Raw genomic sequence first — 21095 nt, forward strand, 5'->3', positions numbered from 1 at the left:
TCACTTAATTAATTTACAGAGTAAGCACAAAAAGACATGTTCTAGGCAAATGGCTGGGAGTAAATGCTAATGCTGCTAGAACCATTCACTGAGTTGGCCAAATCCCTTATTATAGCCTTGCTTCGTACATGCTAAGTAGACAAGTTTGGTGAATGCCGAGCAATCTTGGATTTTTCTGCCAAGTCTTTGTCAATTTCCGTTCTTGCGGCAGGCAAAATCTACAAAATCGAGTCAGCGGAATGTTATGATGTGGAGTATTACTTGTTCTTACAATAAGTTGAAATGCGGTTGGGCAATCAGAAACTTCCCGTGCAAAGAAGCTGTTTTGAAAAATGAAAGTTTTTTAAATACGCAGGAACATGTCGCCTGAATCTGTGCATTTTTAGTCTAAAAATCGATAAATAAAAATAACGTGCGCTTAACTTCAATTAAATTAGCTGGATTTAAATCCTTTGTTGAACCGACGCATTTTCAAGTGCCTGGTCAGTTAGTCGGTGTCGTTGGTCCGAATGGTTGTGGTAAATCGAATATTATCGACGCTGTTCGCTGGGTTCTAGGAGAGTCAAAAGCTTCGGAGCTGCGCGGCGAATCGATGCAGGATGTGATTTTCAATGGCTCAACGCACCGAAAACCAGCTGGCCGTTCATCAGTTGAACTCGTGTTTGATAATAGCCTCGGGAAAGCAGCTGGCCAATGGAGCCAATATGCGGAAATTGCAGTCAAGCGGACCTTGACTCGTGACGGTACCTCGACTTATTACATTAACGGGCAGCCAGTTCGACGCCGAGATATCCAAGATATCTTTTTAGGTACAGGCTTGGGTCCAAGAGCGTATGCGATCATCGGTCAAGGCATGATTTCTAGAATTATTGAGTCACGCCCTGAAGAATTGCGTGTTTTTCTGGAAGAAGCTGCGGGTGTCTCACGATATAAAGAGCGCCGCCGTGAGACGGAAAACAGGATACATGACACCCATGAAAACTTAGTCCGCGTTGAAGATATTTTGCGCGAACTTAACAATAATTTGGAAAAGCTGGAAGCCCAAGCAGCTGTCGCCAACAAATACCATACTTTACAGGCTGATCAGGAAGAAAAACAGAAGCTATTGTGGATGTTGCGCAAACGCGAAGCCGCAACAGAGCAGAAAAAGTATTTCGCCGAAATTGAAAAATGTCAGCTTGATCTAGAAGAGCATACAGCTAAATTACGTCACGTCGAGTTAGAGCTTGAACAAATGCGTCAAGCGCACTACGCAGTTGGTGACAAGATGCACCAGGCACAAGGAAATTTATATCAAACGAATGCAGAGATTGGTAGCCTCGAGGCGCAAATTAAATTTGTTATCGAATCGCGCGCACGACTGCAATCTCAATTAAATTCATTGACAGCGCAGCGTGACCAATGGCAACGCCAAGGGCAACAATTCCAAGATGATTTGTCAGGTGCGGAGATGCATGTGGAAGAGTTGGCAATGCGTACTGAGCAAGCTTTGGAAAGTGTCGCACAGCAAAATGAAAAAATTCCCGCTCTTGAGAAAGATTGGCGCGATGCACAGCTTAAGTCAACTGAGTCTCGTGCAAAAATTATGCAAATGCAGCAGCAGATTGAACTTGAGTCTGCACATCAACGCAATGCGTCCAATATTCTCAATACCTTGGCGTTAAGGCGTGAACGCTTAAACCAAGAAAAGCAGGGACTGACAATACCAGATGCGACACATCTACAAAATCTTGCAGAACAATTAGAAGAAAAGAAAGCCGCTCTCGAAGAAGTAACGATGCAGCTGGAAGACGCCGAAGAACGCTTGCCGTCATTGGAGGAAGAACGGCGGTCGGCGCAAGAGCAAGTCAATCGTGATACAGCGCATTCTGCCCAGCTCGATGCTCGACTTTCTGCATTGAAGTCTCTTCAAGAAAAACTGGAAAGTCAAGGCAAGGTTCAGCCGTGGCTAGCAAAACATGAACTTGAGAAGCTGCCCAAACTGTGGCAAAAAGTGCAGATTGAAAATGGCTGGCAAACTGCACTGGAATCGATTCTGCGTGAACGAACTTCCGCCTTGGAAATGTCCAATCTTGAATGGGCCAAAGCATTTTTTAATGATGCACCACCAGCAAAATTGGCGCTATATGCGCCACAAGTTCTCGCGCCTGTCAGTCCACCGGATGGCCTTAAACCCTTATTGAGCTTGCTTCAATTAAATGACCCAGGTGTCCGTAGCGTGATGCAAGACTGGCTGCAGAATGTATTCATTGCGCCAGATGCGCCGACTGCCTTTGTTGAACGATCAAAACTGCCCTTGGGTGCGTGTTTTATTACAAAAGAAGGACACATAATCAGTGCCAACAGTGTACGTTTTTACGCTGCTGATTCCGAACAAGATGGCGTACTAGCACGCCAACAAGAGATTGATAATATTACTAAGCAGGCTCGTGCCCAGCATTTGTTAGCGGACGAAGGGAAGAGTCGAGCAGTGCGGATTGAGGCTCAATTAACACAAGCCACGCAGCAACTCCAAGAACTACGCTTGCGTACGAATAACTTGACCCAATCGGTGCATGGTTTACAAATAGAATACATGAAACTTGCTGAGGTTCAAGAAAGATTCAATCAACGTAGTACACAGATTCAACACGATCTAGCCGAAATCACTGAACAAGAGCAAGAGCAGCAAACAATTCGTGCAGAGTCTGAGGCAAAATTTGAAGAGCTCGATATTGCTTTAGCCGAAATGCAAGAGACGCATGAAAGTGGTCAAACTGCCTTTCTCGAAAAGGAGCAGGTGTTAAATGATGCGAGATCTCGCTTAAGAGATTTAGAGCTGTCAGCGCAAGAGGCTAGTTTTGCAGAGAAAACCCATCGAGTAAAAATTGAAGAGTTGAAACGCAATATAGCGACGGCCTTAGAGCAAGCTTCACAGCTGTTCGCGAATATGCAGCAAGGTCAACTTGAATTGGAAAGCATGGATGAGCAAACTGCTCAAGCTGGTTTGCAAACTTTGCTTGAAAAGCGCAGTGATCAAGAGCGAGTTTTGGCTGATGCGCGTCATGAGCTTGATCAATTGACGCAGAAATTACGTCATGCTGAAGAGTCGAAGATGCAAGTTGAGCGTAGCTTGCAACCACAACGTGATCGTATCGTGGAACTTCAGTTGAAGGAGCAAGCCGCTCGTCTGAATCAAGAACAATACGACGAACAGTTGCGTAACTTCGAAGTCGATGAGGCTGCGCTCGAAGAGAAGTTGCATGATGACTTGAAGCCTTCATATTTGCAGGGAGAAGTCACACGATTGACCAATGCGATTGCTGCGCTTGGCGCGGTCAACCTAGCGGCGTTGGAAGAGCTAGCCCAAGCCACTGAGCGTAAGACTTTCCTCGACGCTCAATTTGCTGACTTGACTGAGGCAATTACGACTTTGCAGGACGCAATCCAAAAGATAGATATGGAAACGCGAGATCTATTACAGGATACTTTTAATCGCGTAAATCATCACTTTGCCGAATTGTTCCCGATCTTATTTGGTGGAGGTCAGGCAAAATTAATCATGACTGGCGATGAAATTCTCGATTCTGGCGTCCAAGTCATGGCGCAACCACCAGGCAAAAAGAATGCAACAATTCATTTGTTGTCCGGCGGTGAGAAAGCATTAACGGCAACGGCATTGGTGTTCTCGATGTTCCAATTGAATCCCGCACCATTCTGCTTACTGGATGAGGTAGATGCTCCTTTGGATGATTCGAATACCGAGCGTTTTTGCAATATGGTGAAGCGAATGTCAAGCAACACACAGTTTTTATTTATCTCCCATAACAAAATTGCGATGGAAATGGCGCAGCAGTTAATTGGCGTTACCATGCAAGAGCAGGGGGTTTCTCGAATAGTTGCGGTCGATATGGAATCGGCAGCAAGTTTAGTAGGTGAGGGTTAATCGTAATGACGGATTTACAGTTGAGTTTGATTGCAGCAGGTGTTGTGTTTGTATTGTTGGTTTACGTATATAGCAAATGGCAGGAATATCGTGCCCGACGAAGTGTGGATCGTGCCTTTTCTGGCGTCGACAAAGATGTTTTGATGGATACTCATGACGGTGATCATGAATTAAGTAGGTTAGAGCCGCAATTTGATCAGGATGATCTGCACGATTTGGATAGTGCTTCAGTTACTTCAGAGAACCTTAGTATAGAGAGGCAGACAGGATCGGCAAAATCGGAATTTGATGCAACGATTTATGGTCGGGAATTGTCGGTCGACGATTTAATCGATTGTGTGATTCCTTTGGAATTTGAATCTCCAATCCGGGGTGAAAAACTCTTGAGTGAGGTCGCGAATCTTAAATACGTTGGTAGAAAACCTGTGCATTTTATCGGCTTGACGCATGATGGCAAACGCGATGAGATTGCCCTTGGCGGAGTCTACACCAGCTTATTTGCAGGCGTTCAGATGGTCAGTCGGAGTGGACCATTGAATGAACTAGAATATTCTGAATTCGTCAGTAAACTGCGTGAAATTGCTGATCGCCTCAACGCACATTCGGATGTGCCGGACATGAATCGGGTCATGTCGAATGCGAGAGAGTTACACCAATTTGTTGCGGAACATGATGCACAGCTCAGCGTCAACGTCCTGGCTAACGGCGCGCCATGGGATATTACAACACTGCTCGGCGCTCTGGAAAAGCAGGGGTTCGACGTGCGGCCGGATGGGCGATTGGTAATGCCCGATGGTGATGTTGGAAATTTATTTACACTTTCCACGAATGTCAGTGCAAGTGAGACGGTGACATCTAAGTTGACTTTATTATTGGATGTTCCATGCGTCTCGCCGGATCTTGAGGGGTTCGGTGTCATGGCAAAATGTGCGCGCTCTCTGGCTTCACGCTTAGGCGGCACGGTTGTTGACGACGGCAACAACCCGATTTCCGAGCAAGCTTTGGCGGAAATCGCAGAGCAAGTTCGTGAATTTTGTCAGGCGATGGCGGTGGCAGAAATACCTGCTGGATCGCGTCGTGCTAAGCGTTTGTTTAGTTAATCTGAATGCGACCTGATAATGCAAAATGATTTGTTTGGTGAGCAAGCAAGACCAGAGCCTGCTTTGGATCTGAATGCGCCAGAAATTTTGGCGCAACGCCTACGTACTGAATTGACGGAACACGCTTATCGCTATTACACCTTGGACCTGCCAACGATCCCAGATGCAGAATACGATAGGCTGTTTCTACGCTTGCAGAATTTGGAAGAACAATATCCAGAGCTTAAAACCTTGGATAGTCCGACTCAGCGAGTTGGCGCGGCAATATTACCTGAATTCTTGCAAGTCCAACATGCGATTCCAATGTTGTCCTTAAATAATGGATTTGAAGATGACGATATCGTCGCTTTTGACCGCCGCGTTCGAGAGGGATTAGGTCGTCAGTCGGAAGAAATTGAATATGCGATTGATTTAAAGTTTGATGGATTGGCGATAAATCTACGCTACGTCAATGGCGTTTTTACCCAAGCAGCTACCCGCGGCGATGGCTATACCGGCGAAGATGTCACTGAGAATATTCGCACCATCAAGACCTTACCATTGCGTTTGCGTACGGAAAATCCTCCAGCCGTGTTGGATGTACGCGGCGAAGTCTTGATGTTTAAAAAAGATTTCGAAAAATTGAACCAGCGTCAGCGTGATCTGGGTGCGAAGGAATTTGCGAATCCACGTAATGCTGCTGCGGGTAGTTTACGTCAATTAGATTCAAGAATAACCGCACAACGTCACTTAAGATTTTTTGCCTACGGAATTGGCAATTTGGAAGGTGCTGCGTTACCGCATTCTCATCGCGAATTACTAGATTGGTACAAAGAGATGGGGCTTCCCGTTTGTGATGATAAAGCAGTGGTGCAAGGTGCATCTTGTTTGCTTGATTTTTATCGCCGTATCCAGACGAAACGTTCTCAACTTCCCTATGAAATTGATGGTGTCGTCTATAAAGTAAATCAATTTGATCTGCAAGAAAGTTTAGGATTTGTTTCGCGCGCTCCGCGCTTTGCCATTGCCCATAAGTTTCCCGCTGAAGAGGCCTTGACCACCGTGCTAGATATCGAGGTGCAAGTTGGACGCACGGGAGCAATCACGCCGGTAGCTAGGTTGGCACCCGTCTTTGTTGGCGGTGTGACGGTCACCAACGCAACATTACACAATGAAGAGGAAATTCAACGTAAGGACATACGAATCGGTGACACCGTCATTGTGAGGCGTGCCGGTGATGTGATTCCAGAGGTCGTTGCTAGCGTTTTCGAGAAACGCCCAGAGGGCGCATTGCGCTTCGTGTTGCCTAAGCAGTGTCCGATTTGTACATCAGTGATTGTGAAACTTGAAGATGAAGCGATTGCACGGTGTTCTGGTGGATGGATTAAATGTGCGGCACAGAGAAAAGGCGGATTATTTCATTTTGCTTCACGTAAGGCTTTGAATATCGAAGGATTGGGCGAGCAACTGATCGATCAGTTGGTCGATAAAAATGTGGTCACGACGGCCGCAGATTTCTACAAATTAGGCCTTACTTCCTTGGCAGAGCTTGATCGGATGGCGGAAAAATCAGCACAGAATGTTTTGGATGCGCTTGAGACATCTAAATTCACAAGTTTGCCTCGCTTCATATACGGACTAGGCATACGACACGTTGGTGAAGCGACCTCCAAAGATCTCGCCTATTTTTTTGCCGACATAGAATTGCTCATGCAGGCAACGGAAGAGCAATTGTTGCAAGTGAATGACGTCGGACCTGTCGTGGCTCGTTCGATTGTCCAATATTTTTCTGATCCTATCAATGTCGAATTGGTGCGGCAGTTGGTGGCATCTGGAATTCATTGGCCATCAATTGAAAAGGAAGATCTGAGTTCCGCTGTCTTTGCGAATAAGACTTTGGTTTTAACTGGAACATTACCGAATTTGAGTCGGGATCAAGCTGCTGCTCTGATAGAGAAAAATGGTGGGAAAGTGGCCGGATCCGTATCGAAGAAAACGAGCTTCGTGGTCGCAGGTGATGATGCTGGTAGCAAGTTATTGAAGGCACGCGAGTTAGGGATCACGATTTTGAGTGAGGCGGAATTGCTATCCATGTGTGAAAAAAATCGTGAGTAACAATAGCTGGTTTGTCTCATCGATGAAAATAAATAGAAGACTACAAAATAATATGTGAGGGATTCGAATGCAAAAAATTAAAAAAGCTGTTTTTCCGGTAGCAGGTTTTGGAAGCCGTTTCTTGCCAGCGACCAAAGCGCAACCGAAAGAAATGTTGTCAGTGGTGGATAAACCTTTGATTCAATATGCGGTCGAAGAAGCGGTGGAAGCTGGAATTACCGAGATGGTATTTATTACAGGACGAAATAAGCGTGCCATTGAGGATCATTTTGATACTGCTTATGAACTTGAAAATGAGCTCGAGGCGGCTGGCAAGCATGCACTGTTGGACATCGTCCGTAGTGTCATCCCTAGCAATATCAATTGCATTTACATTCGACAACCTGCTGCTTTAGGTTTGGGACACGCTGTTCTTTGCGCACGACCTGTAGTCGGCGATGAGCCGTTCGCTGTATTGTTAGCGGATGATTTAATGGATGTTCGCCCAGGGCAGAAAGGGGTGACGGCACAAATGACGGAACTGTATGCTCAAGAAGGTGGGAGCATCGTTGCTGTGCAAGAGGTCTTGCGCGAATTTACGAATCAGTATGGCATTGTTAGCGGGTCTGCATACAAACCGAATTTGGAGCGTATGTTAGGTATCGTTGAAAAACCAAAGCCGCAGGATGCACCATCGACGCTTGCCGTGGCAGGGCGCTATGTCTTGTCCGGAAAGATTTTTTCTTATTTGGAGAACTTAGGGAAAGGATCGGGCGGAGAAATTCAATTGACTGACGGGATTGCCGCCATGTTGAAGGATGAGGCTGTGTACGCATATCGATGCGATGCAAAACGCTATGATTGCGGTTCGAAATTAGGCTATCTCAAAGCAAGTGTCGCCTTAGGTTTGAAGCATCCAGACATGGGCGAGGAATTTGCGAAATATCTCCATGAATTGATGGAAAATAACTGAGTTAAATTGACGCGATTCAAGGAGAAGAAGTGATGATTTATCCAATTTTGAAAATGGGCGATCCGCGTTTACTCAAATCCTCCGACGCTATTCAAGAGTTCGATACGCCGGCATTACATCAATTGATTGCCGATATGTTTGAAACGATGCAGCATGCTAACGGTGCTGGACTTGCGGCGCCACAAATAGGCGTGAATTTACAATTAGTGATTTTTGGTTTTAAGCAAAATCCACGTTATCCGGATGCGCCAAACGTCCCGGAAACGGTTTTGATTAATCCCATATTGACACCTCTTTCGGATGAAATCGATGATGCGTGGGAGGGATGCCTATCTGTGCCAGGCATGCGTGGCCTAGTGCCACGTTGGAGTCAATTGCGTTATGAGGGTTTTGATCAATTCGGTCAAAAAATTATTCGAGAGGTGAATGGTTTCCATGCCCGAGTGGTACAGCACGAGACCGATCATTTGAACGGCATCTTGTATCCGATGCGAATCAAGGACTTGACTAAGTTTGGTTACACGGAAGTCTTGTTTCCCGAATTAGACCCCAATGTGGATGATTGAATGGGGTCAATCGTCGCCATGTTCTGCTGATCGACGGAAACCTCGTTTAGATTCTGCTATTCAAAACGACACACATTTCTTGTCATACGCGGTGACGTACTTAATTGCCTCTAAAGTCAAAAGCCGTACGGCACCGACCAGTCAGCCTAGGAAAATAAACAGCTGAAAGAAAATCGATTAAAACGGTTCATCATCTCGAAGATAGCGCCACTGTCCTTCAGGCAAATTCCCCAAACGCACTTTACCAATACGGACGCGCTTTAATCCGATTACTTTGAGTCCTACCATTTCACACATGCGACGAATCTGGCGTTTTTTCCCTTCTTTCAGAATGAAATTGAGCTGATCTTCATTTTGCCAGCGAACCTTGGCTGGTATTAATTTTTTTCCATCCAAACTGAGACCATGGTTCAATAAGCGCAAGTCTTTTTCTGGCAATTTGCCCGGTTTTGTATATTCAACGCGCACCAAATATTCTTTCTCGACATCTGTATTTTCGCCTATTAGTTTTTTTGCGACTCGACCATCTTGGGTAAGAACCAAGAGTCCTACTGAATCAATGTCCAATCGACCTGCTGGAACCAAACTTCGCAATTGCGTTGGGTGGAAGTCATTGTCGACTTTGCATTCACTCCAACGATTTTCTGCTTTAACCAAGGCAATGGCTGGCTCGTATCCATCTTCTGCTTGACCACTCACGTAGCCGACGGGTTTATTGATGAGAATAGTGACGCGTTTTGATTGTTCTGCTGCTGCCTGACGCTCAACAGTGACTTTTTGATCTGGATATATTTTAGTGCCGAGTTCTGAGACGACTTTGCCGTCAACGCGAACCCATCCTTTCGCAATCCACTCGTCCGCTTCTCGACGTGAGCATAGTCCTAATTCGGACATTCGTTTGGAGAGTCTAAGTAGTTCAGTCATAAATTTAAATCGTCTGTTTTTTGTATTCTAGGAAGGTGGAATTAGGTACGCTTACTGTATTAGCTCAAATTCTCAATGCATCAAGTAATTCTGATTCAAATTGAATTTGGCTCTTTGGATTGTGTAATGCTGTGCCATCGACTAAAAAAACATCCTCTACACGCTCACCGAGCGTCATCACTTTGGCTGTATGCAAATTAATCTTGTATTTGGCCAACACACCAGCAACTGCATATAGCAAGCCATTTCTATCATTCGCTGAAATCGAGAGTAAGAAAAATTGACCTTTGTCATCTGGTCGTAATTCCACGGTGGGGACTAAGGGGAAATTCCGTGAAAGTCTAGAAAGGCGCCCTTGATTGGGCGTTGTCAGCGGAGTCTTTTTCGCCAGTACGTCAGCTAATTCGTGTTCTATTAAGTTAATGATGTCACGGTAATTGCTGGCAAATGCTGGCTCAGTAACCAAAAAAGTATCGAGTGCATAGCCACTCTTCGTCGTGTGGATCTTTGCGTCGAGAATGGCAAAATTTTTACTATCGAAATAGTTGCAAATACGTGCGAATAGGTCAGCTTGGTCGGGCAAATAAACTGTCACCTGTAATCCTTCGCCAATCGGGGCGACCCGACACTTGACGATGGGAATAGGGCTACTAATCTTGTCGTGCAAGACGCGCGTTTGCCAAGCAATATCCGATGCGTCGTGTCGCAAAAAGTAAACGATGTCCAGCTCATCCCACAATTTAGTATGTGCATTGTTTTCTAATCCAACTAAACGCAAAGCTTTGAGTGCTTCTTCTTGTCGATTCTTTAGTTCTCGGTCTGTACTCGGAGTTTCACCACCCAACACACGTAGCGTAATTTTGTACAAATCCTCGAGTAACTTTCCTTTCCATGCATTCCATACTTTCGGACTGGTACCACGAATATCGCATACAGTAAGCAAATACAGTGCGGTGAGATGACGTTCGTCTTTGACTAATTTGGCAAAAGCTTGGATGACATCAGGATCGGACAAATCTTGTTTTTGTGCGACTTGAGACATCGTCAAATGGTGTTGCACTAAAAAAATGACCAATTCAGTGTTGTCTTTGGAAATGCCATGATCAAAACAGAATTTACGCGCATCTGCCATCCCTAGAACGGAGTGGTCACCATTCCTGCCTTTAGCGATGTCATGAAAAAGCGCGGCGATATACAATACCCATGGCTGATTAAAATTAGCCATTAGTTGACTGCAAAATGGGTACTCGTGCGCATGTTCCGTCATCGTAAATCGTCGTAGATTACGCACTACCATTAAGATATGCTGGTCAACCGTGTAAGCATGAAAAAGGTCATGCTGCATTTGACCAACGATACGTCTAAAATTAGGTAAATATCGACCTAGGATGCTTGTTTGGTTCATGCTCCGGAGAACATGTGTAATTCCACGCGGTGATTGTAGAATTTGAAGAAATGTACCTCGATTGAAAATATCATGCCGGAACTCGGCATCGATGAGATTTCTTGCGTGCCACAATGCCCGTAGAGTTTTTGCGGTCATGCCTTTTAAATTGGCATTTTGAGACAAAAGTAAGAATACTTCGAGCATCGTTGACGGCGTGTCTTCAAATACACTTTCACTCGCAATATCCACTAAGCCATTGACTTCATTGAAGCGAGGATTGATCGCTTGCGCTTGATGCGGCAAAGGAAATAAAACTGCCTCGATATTTTGCAGGAGGATCGTATTGAGTTGCGTGACCGCTTTGGCTGCCCAATAGTAACGTTGCATTAAATATTCACTGGCTCGACGCGCCTCAGTTGTCTCGAAACCGAAGGTGGCTGCTATGGCATTTTGTAAATCGAAAACTAAGCGATCCTCGCGGCGACCTGCTTGAATATGCAGACGAATGCGAATGTCCTTGAATGCGCGCTCATTCCGTTTTAGTTGGTGTGCTTCGGTTGCGGTGATCAAGCCGCGTGCTGCTAACTCTGCCCATGAGTCACCAAGTTTGGCCGCTTTTGCTACCCATAAAATGACCTGTAAATCACGTAATCCGCCCGGACTTTCTTTGCAGTTAGGTTCTAGGCTGTAAGGTGTGTCTTCATATTTGACATGGCGTTGCTGCAGTTCCAGTATCTTCGCTTGAAAGAACTGCTGTGGATTCATTGCTTCTTCGTAGCGTTGTTTCAGCTCACGAAAACTATTGCGACTTCCCGCAATTAATCTTGCCTCGAGCAATGCAGTTTTAACAGTGATATCTGCTGCTGATTCTGTCAAGCATTCGTCGATTGTACGAATGCTATGACCGATATCGAGCCCGATATCCCAAAAAATTTGTACAAGACCTTCTAACTTTTCACGTAAGGCTTGCTCTGGTTGCGTGTCCAATAAGATTAAGACGTCTACATCTGAAAAAGGAAACAGTTCGCCTCTGCCATATCCACCGACCGCAACGAGTGCGAGCCCTTTGGGGAAATCAAAACTTTTCCAGATCTCGCTTAAGTTCGCATCGACGCAGCGACATAGGTCTCGCAATAAAGATTCTGCTTTAGGCTTATCTTTGAATGACTTGATAATGATTTGTTGTTCGGCCTTGAGCTTTGCTTTGAAAGCCATGGCATTTGCGATGGCTGATTTCATTAAGATTTAGCGAGAATTGAACCTGCGTTTGTGATGAATGCTGGCGGTGGTGGAGAACCGGCAGATAGTGTTAATACTTCATAGCCTGTTTCAGTCACCAAAATCATATGCTCCCATTGTGCCGATAAGCTACGATCTTTTGTTTTAATGGTCCAACCATCATTCATTTCGCGAATTTCGCGTCTGCCAGCGTTAATCATGGGCTCGATCGTAAAGATCATGCCAGGCTTTAATTCATCTAAGGTCCCTGGTCGACCGTAATGCAGAATCTGTGGTTCTTCATGAAAAACTTTACCGATGCCGTGGCCACAAAATTCACGAACAACGCTGTAGCCAGCTTTCTCTGCGTGTTGTTGAATGGCATGTCCAATATCGCCCAAATGATTGCCGGGCTTAACTTGTTGAATCCCCAGCCACATGCATTCGTAGGTAATTTCGCTTAAACGTTTGGCTAAAATCGAAGGTTCACCGATAAAGAACATACGACTATTATCACCGTGGTAGCCATCTTTGATGACGGTAATGTCTAAGTTAACCACGTCACCATTTTTGAGAACTTTGTCGCCTGGGATGCCATGACAAATGACATCATTGACTGAAGTGCAAATCGCTTTGGGATAGGGTGTATAGCCAGGCGGACAGTAGTTCAAGGGGGCGGGAATGCTTCCTTGAACGTTCGTCATGTACTCGTGGCATAGGCGATCAAGTTCTCCGGTCGTCACACCAGCCTTAACAAATGGAGTGATGTAGTCGAGGACTTCGGAGCCTAGGCGGCCAGCAATGCGCATACCGGCGATATCCTCGGCAGATTTTATAGAAATAGTTGACATGCGTTCTCGGCAATCGGAAAGTAAAGTTTTAAGACAAGATGAAGGATGAATTATAGTCGACAGGCAGGAAAAACGCTGTTTCTTGCATGGAATTTTGCCAAATGGCATCCAAATTACATTCCGGGTCTGGTGAAATGGCGGCGTGCATTTTTAAGCTGCCGAGTCCAAGCTGTCAGCGTCGTGAAGACTTGCCGAATCTGCGAGACTTGATCAATTTGCTTGGTTTGGGTTAGAATAGATGGTTAGCTTGAATAAATTAAGTGCTAATTGGAAATTGTAGTAAAAATCAAGTTTGTTTTTTAAAATCGAATCTGGCCGAAAAGGGTGTTTCTCTATTTTGAGAAATCACTGGCAAGATTCAAGACCTAACCCTGGAGTTATTATGTCTGTAACAATGCGTGAAATGTTAGAAGCTGGTGTTCACTTTGGTCACCAGACCCGTTTTTGGAATCCAAAAATGGCACCGTACATCTTCGGTCATCGCAATAAAATCCATATCATGAATTTGGAAAAAACATTGGCGATGTATCAAGAAGCAATGAAATTCATTCGCCAATTGTCCGCTAACCGTGGCACGGTTTTGATGGTTGGTACTAAGCGTCAAGCGCGCGAGTTGATCGCTGCTGAAGCAAACCGTGCAGGTATGCCTTTTGTTGATCAACGTTGGTTGGGTGGTATGTTGACTAACTTTAAAACAGTGAAAACATCCATCAAGCGTTTGAAAGATATGGAAGCATCTGTGCAAGATGGTTCTGTTGAGAAGTTGTCTAAAAAAGAAGCGTTGATGTTTCAACGTGAAATGGTTAAGTTGCAAAAATCCATCGGCGGCATTAAAGATATGCCAGGCGTTCCTGATGCAATTTTCGTGGTAGACGTTGGTTACCATAAAGGCGCGATCACAGAAGCAGCTAAATTGGGTATACCAGTTATCGGTGTAGTTGATACAAACCACTCACCAGAAGGCGTAACTTACATCATTCCAGGTAATGATGATTCTTCTAAAGCGATCGCTTTGTACGCTCGTGGCGTTGCGGATGCGATTTTGGAAGGCCGTGCAAATGCAGTGAATGAAGTGCTTGAAGCTGTTAAGCCAAGCGATGAGTTTGTTGAAGTAGAACAGGCTTAATTTTTGCGCCGAAGCTTGTTAAAGCGCGGCGTTTAAAAAGCTAAAAAGGGGCCAACGCGTGTTTGCCCCTTTTTTTAAATCGAATTGATATTGAACTTGTGCATCGTTACGATGCAATGAATTAGGAGAGAAACATGGCAGCAATTACAGCAGCGATGGTCGGCGAATTACGTGCAAAGACTGATGCGCCAATGATGGAATGCAAAAAAGCATTGACAGAAGCAGAAGGTAACATGGAACGTGCGGAAGAAATCTTGCGCGTTAAATTGGGTAGCAAGGCTTCTAAAGCAGCTTCTCGTGTGACTGCAGAAGGCGTTGTTGCGTCTTATGTTGAAGGTGGCGTAGCTTCTTTGGTGGAAGTTAACTGCGAAACAGACTTCGTGACTAAGAACGATGACTTCATCGCATTTGCAAATAAATTGGCAAAATTGGTTGCGGAAAAAAATCCAGCTGACGTTGCAGCATTGTCAGCATTGCCATTGGATGACGGCACTGTAGAAACAGTACGTGCTGGTTTGATCGGTAAAATCGGTGAAAATATGTCTATCCGTCGTTTCGAACGTTTCGAAACAACAGCAAAAGTGGCGACATATTTGCACGGCACACGTATTGGCGTGGTTGTTGATTTTGACGCAGCTGATCACCAAGTTGGTAAAGACGTTGCGATGCATATTGCTGCGATGAAGCCAGTGTCTTTGTCTACTGAACAAGTTCCTGCTGAATTGATCGAGAAAGAGCGTTCTGTTGCTTCTCAAAAAGCAGCTGAATCTGGTAAACCAGCGGATATCGTTACTAAGATGGTTGATGGCGCAGTTCAAAAGTTCTTGAAAGAAGTTTCTTTGTTGAACCAACCTTTCGTGAAAAACGACAAGCAAACAGTTGAGCAAATGTTGCAATCTGTTGGTGCTTCTGTAAAAGCATTTACGATGTTTGTAGTTGGTGAAGGTATTGAGAAGAAGCAAGATGACTTCGCTGCAGAAGTGGCGGCGCAAGTTGCTGCTGCTAAACAAGCGTAAGCAAGCATTAAAAGAGAACGGGCCGAAAGGCCCGTTTTTTTAAGGGAAGTTTAATACTGTTCGTGTTGTAGAAGTGCTAGATGTGTAAGTGATTATCGCAAGTGTTTTACCTAGGTGCAATGCGTGAGTTGATGCAGAGTTGACCACCCAGAATTTTTGCAATAATGTCTTTTAAACTTAAAGGAGCCCAGACCGTGACTAAACCAGCTTATAAGCGTGTGCTTTTAAAACTTTCTGGCGAGGCCCTAATGGGTGATGATGCTTATGGTATCAATCGCTCTACCATCGAACGTATGGTGGCGGATGTCGCTGAAGTTTCCCGTATGGGTGTTGAACTAGCTATCGTGATTGGTGGTGGCAATATTTTCCGAGGTGTTGCTCCTGGCGCACAGGGAATGGATCGTGCCACTGCCGACTATATGGGCATGTTGGCGACTGTGATGAACTCACTCGCATTGGGCGATGCGATGCGTCAAGTGGGTATCACCGCCCGCGTGATGTCAGCGATCGCGATTGAGCAAGTGGTGGAGCCTTATGTACGCCCCAAAGCCTTGCAGTATCTGGAAGAAGGTAAGGTCGTGATTTTTGCTGCTGGTACTGGCAATCCTTTTTTTACGACTGATACTGCCGCAGCGCTGCGCGGCTCTGAAATTGGTGCTGAGTTGGTGCTGAAAGCAACGAAAGTGGATGGCGTATACACTGCAGATCCAAAAAAAGATCCGACAGCTACGCGTTATTCGACGATTTCATTTGATGAGGCGATTGCGCGTCATTTGCAGGTGATGGACGCTACAGCATTCGCTTTGTGTCGCGATCAAAAATTACCGATTAAAGTCTTTTCTATCGTAAAGCCGGGCGCTCTAAAAAATCTCATTATGGGTGGAGACGAAGGTACCTTAGTCCACGTATAATGCGCGGTTTTGGGTCGTGTTGAGATCCTAATTTATTACAGCAAATTTATTTATTGAGGTGAATGAGAGCGTAAGCTCTCATTCTCATTTAGTTGAGGAGTAAATCATGACAATTGCCAGTGTTAAAAGTAGCGCCGATCAGCGCATGCAAAAATCGATAGAAACCTTAAAGTCTGATTTGTCCAAGGTTCGTACTGGGCGTGCCCACACAGGTATCTTGGATCACGTGATGGTAGATTACTATGGTTCTCCTACGAATATTTCGCAAGTGGCGAACATCACTTTGATCGACGCGCGTACGATTGGTGTTCAGCCATGGGAAAAGAAAATGCTCAGCGTGATCGAAAAAGCAATTCGTGAATCGGATTTGGGATTAAATCCCGCATCGCAAGGCGATTTAATTCGTGTTCCAACGCCACCGTTGACAGAAGAGCGTCGTAAAGAAATGGTGAAGCTGGTTAAGACCGAAGGCGAGGACGCTAAAATTGCAGTGCGCAACATACGCCGCGATGCCAACGAAGCATTGAAAAAAATGCTGAAAGAAAAAGAGATTTCCGAAGATGATGAGCGCCGTGCGCAAGATGATATCCAAAAACTCACGGATAAATTCGTTGCAGAAGTTGACAAGCTGTTAGCTGAAAAGGAAAAAGAAGTTTTGACAGTTTAAGTCGTCTTACTTTTTTCCCCTTTTCTGATTTGGAGTTTCATGATTTATACCAGTTCAACGAAGTCTGTGCCTGACCACGAGCAAATGCCACAGCACGTTGCGATCATTATGGATGGCAATGGGCGATGGGCAACCAAGCGTTTTTTGCCAAGGGTCGCAGGTCACGTTAAAGGCGTGGATGCGGTTCGTGGCGTCGTTGAAGCTTGTATCAAGCGTGGCATACGCTATTTAACTCTATTTGCATTTAGCTCGGAAAACTGGCGTCGGCCTGAAGAAGAAGTTTCATTGTTGATGCGTCTATTTGTTACTGCCTTAGAAAAGGAAGTGAAGAAGATGCATGAGAACCAAATCTGCTTGAAAATCGTGGGTGATCTCTCTCGTTTTGACCAACACTTGCAAGAGGCAATTCGCCAGGCAGAGCAACTTACTGCGGGAAATCAACGATTAACCGTTACGGTCTGTGCGAATTATGGTGGGCGGTGGGATATTTTGCAGGCCGTGAATAAGTTGCAGTCCGACGGTGTTGCACCGGCCCTAGTTACAGAAGAAATGCTTGCAGCAAACTTGGCGATGGCATATGCGCCTGAGCCAGATTTATTTATCAGGACAGGCGGCGAAACTCGAATTTCGAATTTCTTGCTGTGGCAGTTGGCTTACACGGAATTGTTTTTCACGAATACATTTTGGCCTGATTTTGATGGAAAGTCGCTCGATGAAGCGATCGTTTCTTATCAATCGCGCGAACGACGATTTGGACGAACGAGTGCGCAAGTTAGCCGTGAAACTGACGCATAATTGCTAATCCTTGATCTTAATTTAATTTAGATTTGTGCCTTGTGTTTTTTGACCTTAGCTCTGTTTGGGTTCGGTGCGTATTCTCGTGTGGTACTTTGAAGGTTCGCTATTTTATAGATTGCTAATATGCTCAAAACTAGAATCATTACTGCTTTAGTCTTGTTAATCATTTTGGTGCCAATTTTATTTTCTGGTTCTAGCTTGGCGTTTACGACAGCAGCGGCTATTTTTTTGGGTGCTGCAATGTGGGAAAGTCAGCGTCTTTTTAATAAGCCTGGTGCGATTATCATCTCGTTGGTATGGTCACTCGCTTTTGCTTATTTGACCCTACAGACTACCAATTTTTCTTTGCAAACCTTATTCACTGTATGCGTGTTGTTCTGGGTGTTTGGGCTAATACCGAGTTTGAGATTTGGATTGCCAAGCATCGATAGCTTTGCAAGTGGTTTGATCAGTGGAATTTACGCTGTTGCTATCTTTGGTTGTTTCGTCGCAATGAGTTTCTTATTCGGAAAATCTGCGCAACTTTTACTGTCGGTGTTGGCAATCGTTTGGGTCGCAGATATTGGGGCTTATTTCGTCGGTAAGGCGATCGGAAAACGAAAATTGGCGCCTAGTATCTCACCAGGCAAGTCTTGGGAAGGCGCGATTGGCGGAGCGTGCCTTGTACTAGGTTTCGCTACGCTTTGTGTGTTTTTACCTATGCTGTCGAACACCTTCCCTGCGAAATTATATTCCCATCAAGGAGCAGTCGTAACGGTGTTGATTATGTTATTGATTGCAACCGCAAGCGTCATCGGGGATTTGTTTGAATCGCTTTTAAAGCGCCGCATCGGCATGAAAGATAGTAGCCACCTTCTACCTGGGCATGGCGGCGTGCTGGATCGCATTGATGCGCTGATTCCCGTTTTACCATTGGCAGCGATGTTCGTTGCGATTTGGGGTTTGTCATAATTGCTACGTCTCTTGTTTGGCGCGCTCAACCTATGCAAAAACAAAGAATTTGTATTTTAGGCTCAACCGGCTCCATTGGTGTTTCTACTCTCGATGTCATCGCTCGTCACCCCGAACGCTATGAAGTATTTGCACTGACTGCGCATTCGCAAGTGCAAAAAATAGCGCAACAATGCTTAGAATTTGGACCACGATTTGCTGTCGTTGCAAATGAAGCGCGAGCAAAAGAACTGAAAGAGATGTTTGCGGAATTAAAGATCTCCACCCAAGTTCTGTTTGGTTCACAGGCGCTTTGTGATGTGGCCAGTGCAGACGAATGTGATGTGGTGATGGCAGCGATCGTGGGGGCAGCCGGACTACCACCGTCATTAGCTGCAGCAGAGGCCGGCAAGCGTATACTTCTCGCCAATAAAGAAGCCTTGGTCATGTCTGGGCAATTGTTTATCGATGCAGTGGCGAAAAACAAGGCAACGTTGTTGCCCATCGATAGCGAACATAACGCAATTTTTCAGTGTTTGCCATCGACTTTTCAGCGTGACTTGCAAGTAAGTGGAATAGAAAAAATCATACTTACTGCTTCCGGTGGGCCATTTTTACATCGCGATATAGGAAGTTTGTCGGATGTGACGCCCGCGGAGGCGATAGCGCATCCGAATTGGGTAATGGGGCGTAAGATTTCGGTTGATTCTGCGACGATGATGAATAAGGGCTTGGAAGTTATCGAAGCCCATTGGTTGTTTGGCGCAGCCCATGACAAAATCGAAGTGCTGATACACCCACAAAGTTTGATTCATTCCATGGTTTCCTATTCCGATGGATCACTCTTAGCGCAGTTGGGGAATCCTGATATGCGAACACCGATTGCCTATGGATTGGCCTATCCCGAAAGAATAAATTCTGGCGTTGAGGCGCTAGATTTGAGTCAATTCCTACAACTTAATTTCTTTAAGCCAAATTTTGAACGTTTTCCATGCCTACGTTTGGCATACGAAGCCTTGCGAGTCGGTGGTGCCGCGCCAGCAATTTTGAATGCGGCAAATGAAATAGCGGTTGAGGCATTTCTAAGCGCCAAACTAGGATTTATGCAAATTGAGGCTGTTGTTGCAGAAACGCTAGGGCAAATTGCCTCCTCGAGTTTACCCGACCTGACCGCAGTGTTGGAAATTGATCAAGAAGCTCGTCAATTTGCGAGTCATACCGTGGCAAGAATGGGAGCATAAAATGCTGATGATATTCTTGCAAAAGGCGCTTGCATTTATTTTTGCGCTGGGAATTTTAATCACCTTTCACGAGTTTGGACATTACTTCATTGCTCGGCTTTGTGGCGTGCGAGTCTTGCGATTTTCGATCGGGATTGGAAGACCAATTTGGAGCAAGAAGTTTGCGAATAGCGAGACGGAATGGATGATCTCTGCGATTCCACTTGGCGGCTATGTTAAATTTCTTGATTCCCGCGAAATAGATACCAGCCGGATGAGCGATCCAGAGCTTGCTGGAGACTTTTTGAAACAGTCGGTATGGAAACGTATTGCCATTGTCGCTGCGGGTCCATTGTTTAATTTTCTCTTAGCGATTTTCGTGTTTTGGGCCTTATTTATGCACGGGACCTCCGATCCTGTCGCGAAAGTAAGGGTCGCGTCGAGTCACTCCACCGCGTTTGTAGCAGGCGTGCGGCATGGTGACATAATTCGGAAGATTAACGATGAATCTGTCCAGTCATGGTCTGACATGCGTTGGAAAATTCTTCAGGCTGGTTTAGATCGGCAGGAGGTTAGGCTGCTGGTTGAGAGGAAAAATCCAGACCGGCCGGTGAGTTTAAATCAAATTGAAATTAAGCTTCCGTTACAACAATTGACAAGCTCTGATTTTGAATCGGATTTCTTGTACAAATTGGGATTGGAAATTTTCCGACCAGCCGCAATCCTAAGCGCAGTTTCCCCAAATGGCCCAGCTGATAAAGCTGGTCTAAAGGCGGGTGATCAAATTCTTGCAATTGATTCTAATCCGGTTCTCGATAGCCTTGCATTTAAAGAAATCGTCAACGCTTCGCCGAATAAATCGTTGAATTTGTTGGTGTTAGGCAGCGGGCAAGAATTCGAACTAACGATTACTCCTGAAGCGGCATTAGAAAATGGGAAGCAAGTTGGGAGGGTTCAGGTTGTCCCTTTATCGACCATAGAGATGACTGAGTTACGTTATTCGATGTTTGATGCTTTGCTGCATGCAAGTGTTAGAACCTGGGATACAAGTGTTCTTACCCTTAAAATGATAGGGAAAATGTTGATCGGTGAGGTCTCTTGGAGAAATATAACAGGGCCAATAACGATCGCAGATTTTGCTGGTCAAACCGCAAAGAATGGCTGGATCAGCTATCTTCAATTCATTGCACTGATTAGCATTAGCCTTGGTGTGATGAATTTGCTGCCTATTCCTGTGTTAGATGGCGGTCATTTGTTGTATTATTCGCTGGAAGTTTTAACTGGAAGACCAATTCCGGAGAAATATGTAGAGATGGCGCAGCGAGGAGGGCTAACTGTGCTGTTGTGTTTAATGCTTGTTGCTTTTTTTAATGACATCATCAGACAGATGTCATAATACTGATTGTCTAG

General features: G+C 45.2%; 17 protein-coding genes. 14 read left to right on the top strand and 3 right to left on the bottom strand.

The window, feature by feature from the left end; all coding sequences use genetic code 11:
* The first annotated feature begins 412 nt into the window (after positions 1-412).
* The 5 genes from smc to def all read left to right on the top strand — a co-directional run bounded on the left by smc (position 413) and on the right by def (position 8637).
* Positions 413-3925, top strand: coding sequence for a chromosome segregation protein SMC (gene smc, locus KDM90_RS00485; RefSeq protein ID WP_212673663.1), 3513 nt, complete (start codon positions 413-415; stop codon positions 3923-3925).
* 5 nt (positions 3926-3930) lie between these two features.
* Positions 3931-5025, top strand: coding sequence for a cell division protein ZipA C-terminal FtsZ-binding domain-containing protein (locus KDM90_RS00490; RefSeq protein WP_212673664.1), 1095 nt, complete (start codon positions 3931-3933; stop codon positions 5023-5025).
* Between the two features lie 18 nt (positions 5026-5043).
* A complete protein-coding gene (ligA, locus tag KDM90_RS00495) occupies positions 5044-7119 on the top strand; it encodes an NAD-dependent DNA ligase LigA (RefSeq protein ID WP_212673665.1) in 2076 nt (691 codons plus the stop codon).
* A 67-nt stretch (positions 7120-7186) separates the two neighbouring features.
* Complete coding sequence (gene galU / locus KDM90_RS00500; RefSeq protein WP_212673666.1) at positions 7187-8071, top strand: UTP--glucose-1-phosphate uridylyltransferase GalU; 885 nt, start codon at positions 7187-7189, stop codon at positions 8069-8071.
* Between the two features lie 32 nt (positions 8072-8103).
* Positions 8104-8637: a peptide deformylase gene (gene def / locus KDM90_RS00505; RefSeq protein ID WP_230409530.1), complete on the top strand. Its 534-nt coding sequence runs from the start codon at positions 8104-8106 to the stop codon at positions 8635-8637.
* A gap of 177 nt (positions 8638-8814) precedes the next feature.
* Here def and KDM90_RS00510 read toward each other — a convergent pair whose 3' ends face one another.
* The 3 genes from KDM90_RS00510 to map all read right to left on the bottom strand — a co-directional run bounded on the left by KDM90_RS00510 (position 8815) and on the right by map (position 13017).
* The gene (locus KDM90_RS00510; protein ID WP_212673668.1) at positions 8815-9561 is read right to left on the bottom strand and encodes a pseudouridine synthase; all 747 of its coding nucleotides are present in this window, start codon (positions 9559-9561) and stop codon (positions 8815-8817) included.
* Between the two features lie 64 nt (positions 9562-9625).
* A complete protein-coding gene (locus KDM90_RS00515) occupies positions 9626-12163 on the bottom strand; it encodes a [protein-PII] uridylyltransferase (protein WP_230409531.1) in 2538 nt (845 codons plus the stop codon).
* 23 nt (positions 12164-12186) lie between these two features.
* Complete coding sequence (gene map / locus KDM90_RS00520) at positions 12187-13017, bottom strand: type I methionyl aminopeptidase (protein WP_212673670.1); 831 nt, start codon at positions 13015-13017, stop codon at positions 12187-12189.
* 101 nt (positions 13018-13118) lie between these two features.
* Here map and KDM90_RS18125 point away from each other — a divergent pair, with 101 nt between their 5' ends.
* The 9 genes from KDM90_RS18125 (at position 13119) to rseP (ending at position 21081) form a co-directional block, all read left to right on the top strand.
* Positions 13119-13250 carry a hypothetical protein gene (locus KDM90_RS18125; protein WP_268977722.1) on the top strand — a complete coding sequence of 44 codons (132 nt, stop codon included), beginning with the start codon at positions 13119-13121 and terminating at the stop codon, positions 13248-13250.
* A gap of 149 nt (positions 13251-13399) precedes the next feature.
* Entirely contained in the window at positions 13400-14143 is a 744-nt protein-coding gene (gene rpsB / locus KDM90_RS00525) for a 30S ribosomal protein S2 (RefSeq protein WP_212673671.1), read from the top strand.
* A gap of 134 nt (positions 14144-14277) precedes the next feature.
* Positions 14278-15159 (top strand): translation elongation factor Ts, encoded by an 882-nt coding sequence (gene tsf, locus KDM90_RS00530; RefSeq protein ID WP_189344241.1) that lies wholly within the window; start codon positions 14278-14280, stop codon positions 15157-15159.
* A 194-nt stretch (positions 15160-15353) separates the two neighbouring features.
* Positions 15354-16070: a UMP kinase gene (gene pyrH / locus KDM90_RS00535; protein ID WP_189344240.1), complete on the top strand. Its 717-nt coding sequence runs from the start codon at positions 15354-15356 to the stop codon at positions 16068-16070.
* A 106-nt stretch (positions 16071-16176) separates the two neighbouring features.
* Positions 16177-16737 carry a ribosome recycling factor gene (gene frr / locus KDM90_RS00540; protein WP_212673672.1) on the top strand — a complete coding sequence of 187 codons (561 nt, stop codon included), beginning with the start codon at positions 16177-16179 and terminating at the stop codon, positions 16735-16737.
* 39 nt (positions 16738-16776) lie between these two features.
* Complete coding sequence (gene uppS, locus KDM90_RS00545) at positions 16777-17532, top strand: polyprenyl diphosphate synthase (protein ID WP_212673673.1); 756 nt, start codon at positions 16777-16779, stop codon at positions 17530-17532.
* Positions 17533-17658: 126 nt separating this feature from the next.
* Positions 17659-18486: a phosphatidate cytidylyltransferase gene (locus KDM90_RS00550; RefSeq protein ID WP_212673674.1), complete on the top strand. Its 828-nt coding sequence runs from the start codon at positions 17659-17661 to the stop codon at positions 18484-18486.
* Between the two features lie 32 nt (positions 18487-18518).
* Positions 18519-19706, top strand: coding sequence for a 1-deoxy-D-xylulose-5-phosphate reductoisomerase (gene ispC / locus KDM90_RS00555; RefSeq protein ID WP_212673675.1), 1188 nt, complete (start codon positions 18519-18521; stop codon positions 19704-19706).
* A gap of 1 nt (position 19707) precedes the next feature.
* On the top strand, positions 19708-21081 hold the full coding sequence (gene rseP, locus KDM90_RS00560) for an RIP metalloprotease RseP (RefSeq protein ID WP_329605273.1): 1374 nt from the start codon (positions 19708-19710) through the stop codon (positions 21079-21081).
* Positions 21082-21095: the final 14 nt, after the last annotated feature.

Source organism: Affinundibacterium fentianense (assembly GCF_018139545.1).
Classification (GTDB): Bacteria; Pseudomonadota; Gammaproteobacteria; order Burkholderiales; family Burkholderiaceae_D; genus Undibacterium; species Undibacterium fentianense.

Bases quoted from the DNA above. Each gene is read 5' to 3' on its own strand.
- KDM90_RS00490 (WP_212673664.1), top strand. From the start codon at position 3,931: ATGACGGATTTACAGTTGAGTTTGATTGCAGCAGGTGTTGTGTTTGTA.
- ligA (WP_212673665.1), top strand. From the start codon at position 5,044: ATGCAAAATGATTTGTTTGGTGAGCAAGCAAGACCAGAGCCTGCTTTG.
- galU (WP_212673666.1), top strand. From the start codon at position 7,187: ATGCAAAAAATTAAAAAAGCTGTTTTTCCGGTAGCAGGTTTTGGAAGC.
- def (WP_230409530.1), top strand. From the start codon at position 8,104: ATGATTTATCCAATTTTGAAAATGGGCGATCCGCGTTTACTCAAATCC.
- KDM90_RS00510 (WP_212673668.1), bottom strand. From the start codon at position 9,561: ATGACTGAACTACTTAGACTCTCCAAACGAATGTCCGAATTAGGACTA.
- KDM90_RS00515 (WP_230409531.1), bottom strand. From the start codon at position 12,163: ATGGCTTTCAAAGCAAAGCTCAAGGCCGAACAACAAATCATTATCAAG.
- map (WP_212673670.1), bottom strand. From the start codon at position 13,017: ATGTCAACTATTTCTATAAAATCTGCCGAGGATATCGCCGGTATGCGC.
- KDM90_RS18125 (WP_268977722.1), top strand. From the start codon at position 13,119: ATGGCATCCAAATTACATTCCGGGTCTGGTGAAATGGCGGCGTGCATT.
- rpsB (WP_212673671.1), top strand. From the start codon at position 13,400: ATGTCTGTAACAATGCGTGAAATGTTAGAAGCTGGTGTTCACTTTGGT.
- tsf (WP_189344241.1), top strand. From the start codon at position 14,278: ATGGCAGCAATTACAGCAGCGATGGTCGGCGAATTACGTGCAAAGACT.
- frr (WP_212673672.1), top strand. From the start codon at position 16,177: ATGACAATTGCCAGTGTTAAAAGTAGCGCCGATCAGCGCATGCAAAAA.
- uppS (WP_212673673.1), top strand. From the start codon at position 16,777: ATGATTTATACCAGTTCAACGAAGTCTGTGCCTGACCACGAGCAAATG.
- KDM90_RS00550 (WP_212673674.1), top strand. From the start codon at position 17,659: ATGCTCAAAACTAGAATCATTACTGCTTTAGTCTTGTTAATCATTTTG.
- ispC (WP_212673675.1), top strand. From the start codon at position 18,519: ATGCAAAAACAAAGAATTTGTATTTTAGGCTCAACCGGCTCCATTGGT.
- rseP (WP_329605273.1), top strand. From the start codon at position 19,708: ATGCTGATGATATTCTTGCAAAAGGCGCTTGCATTTATTTTTGCGCTG.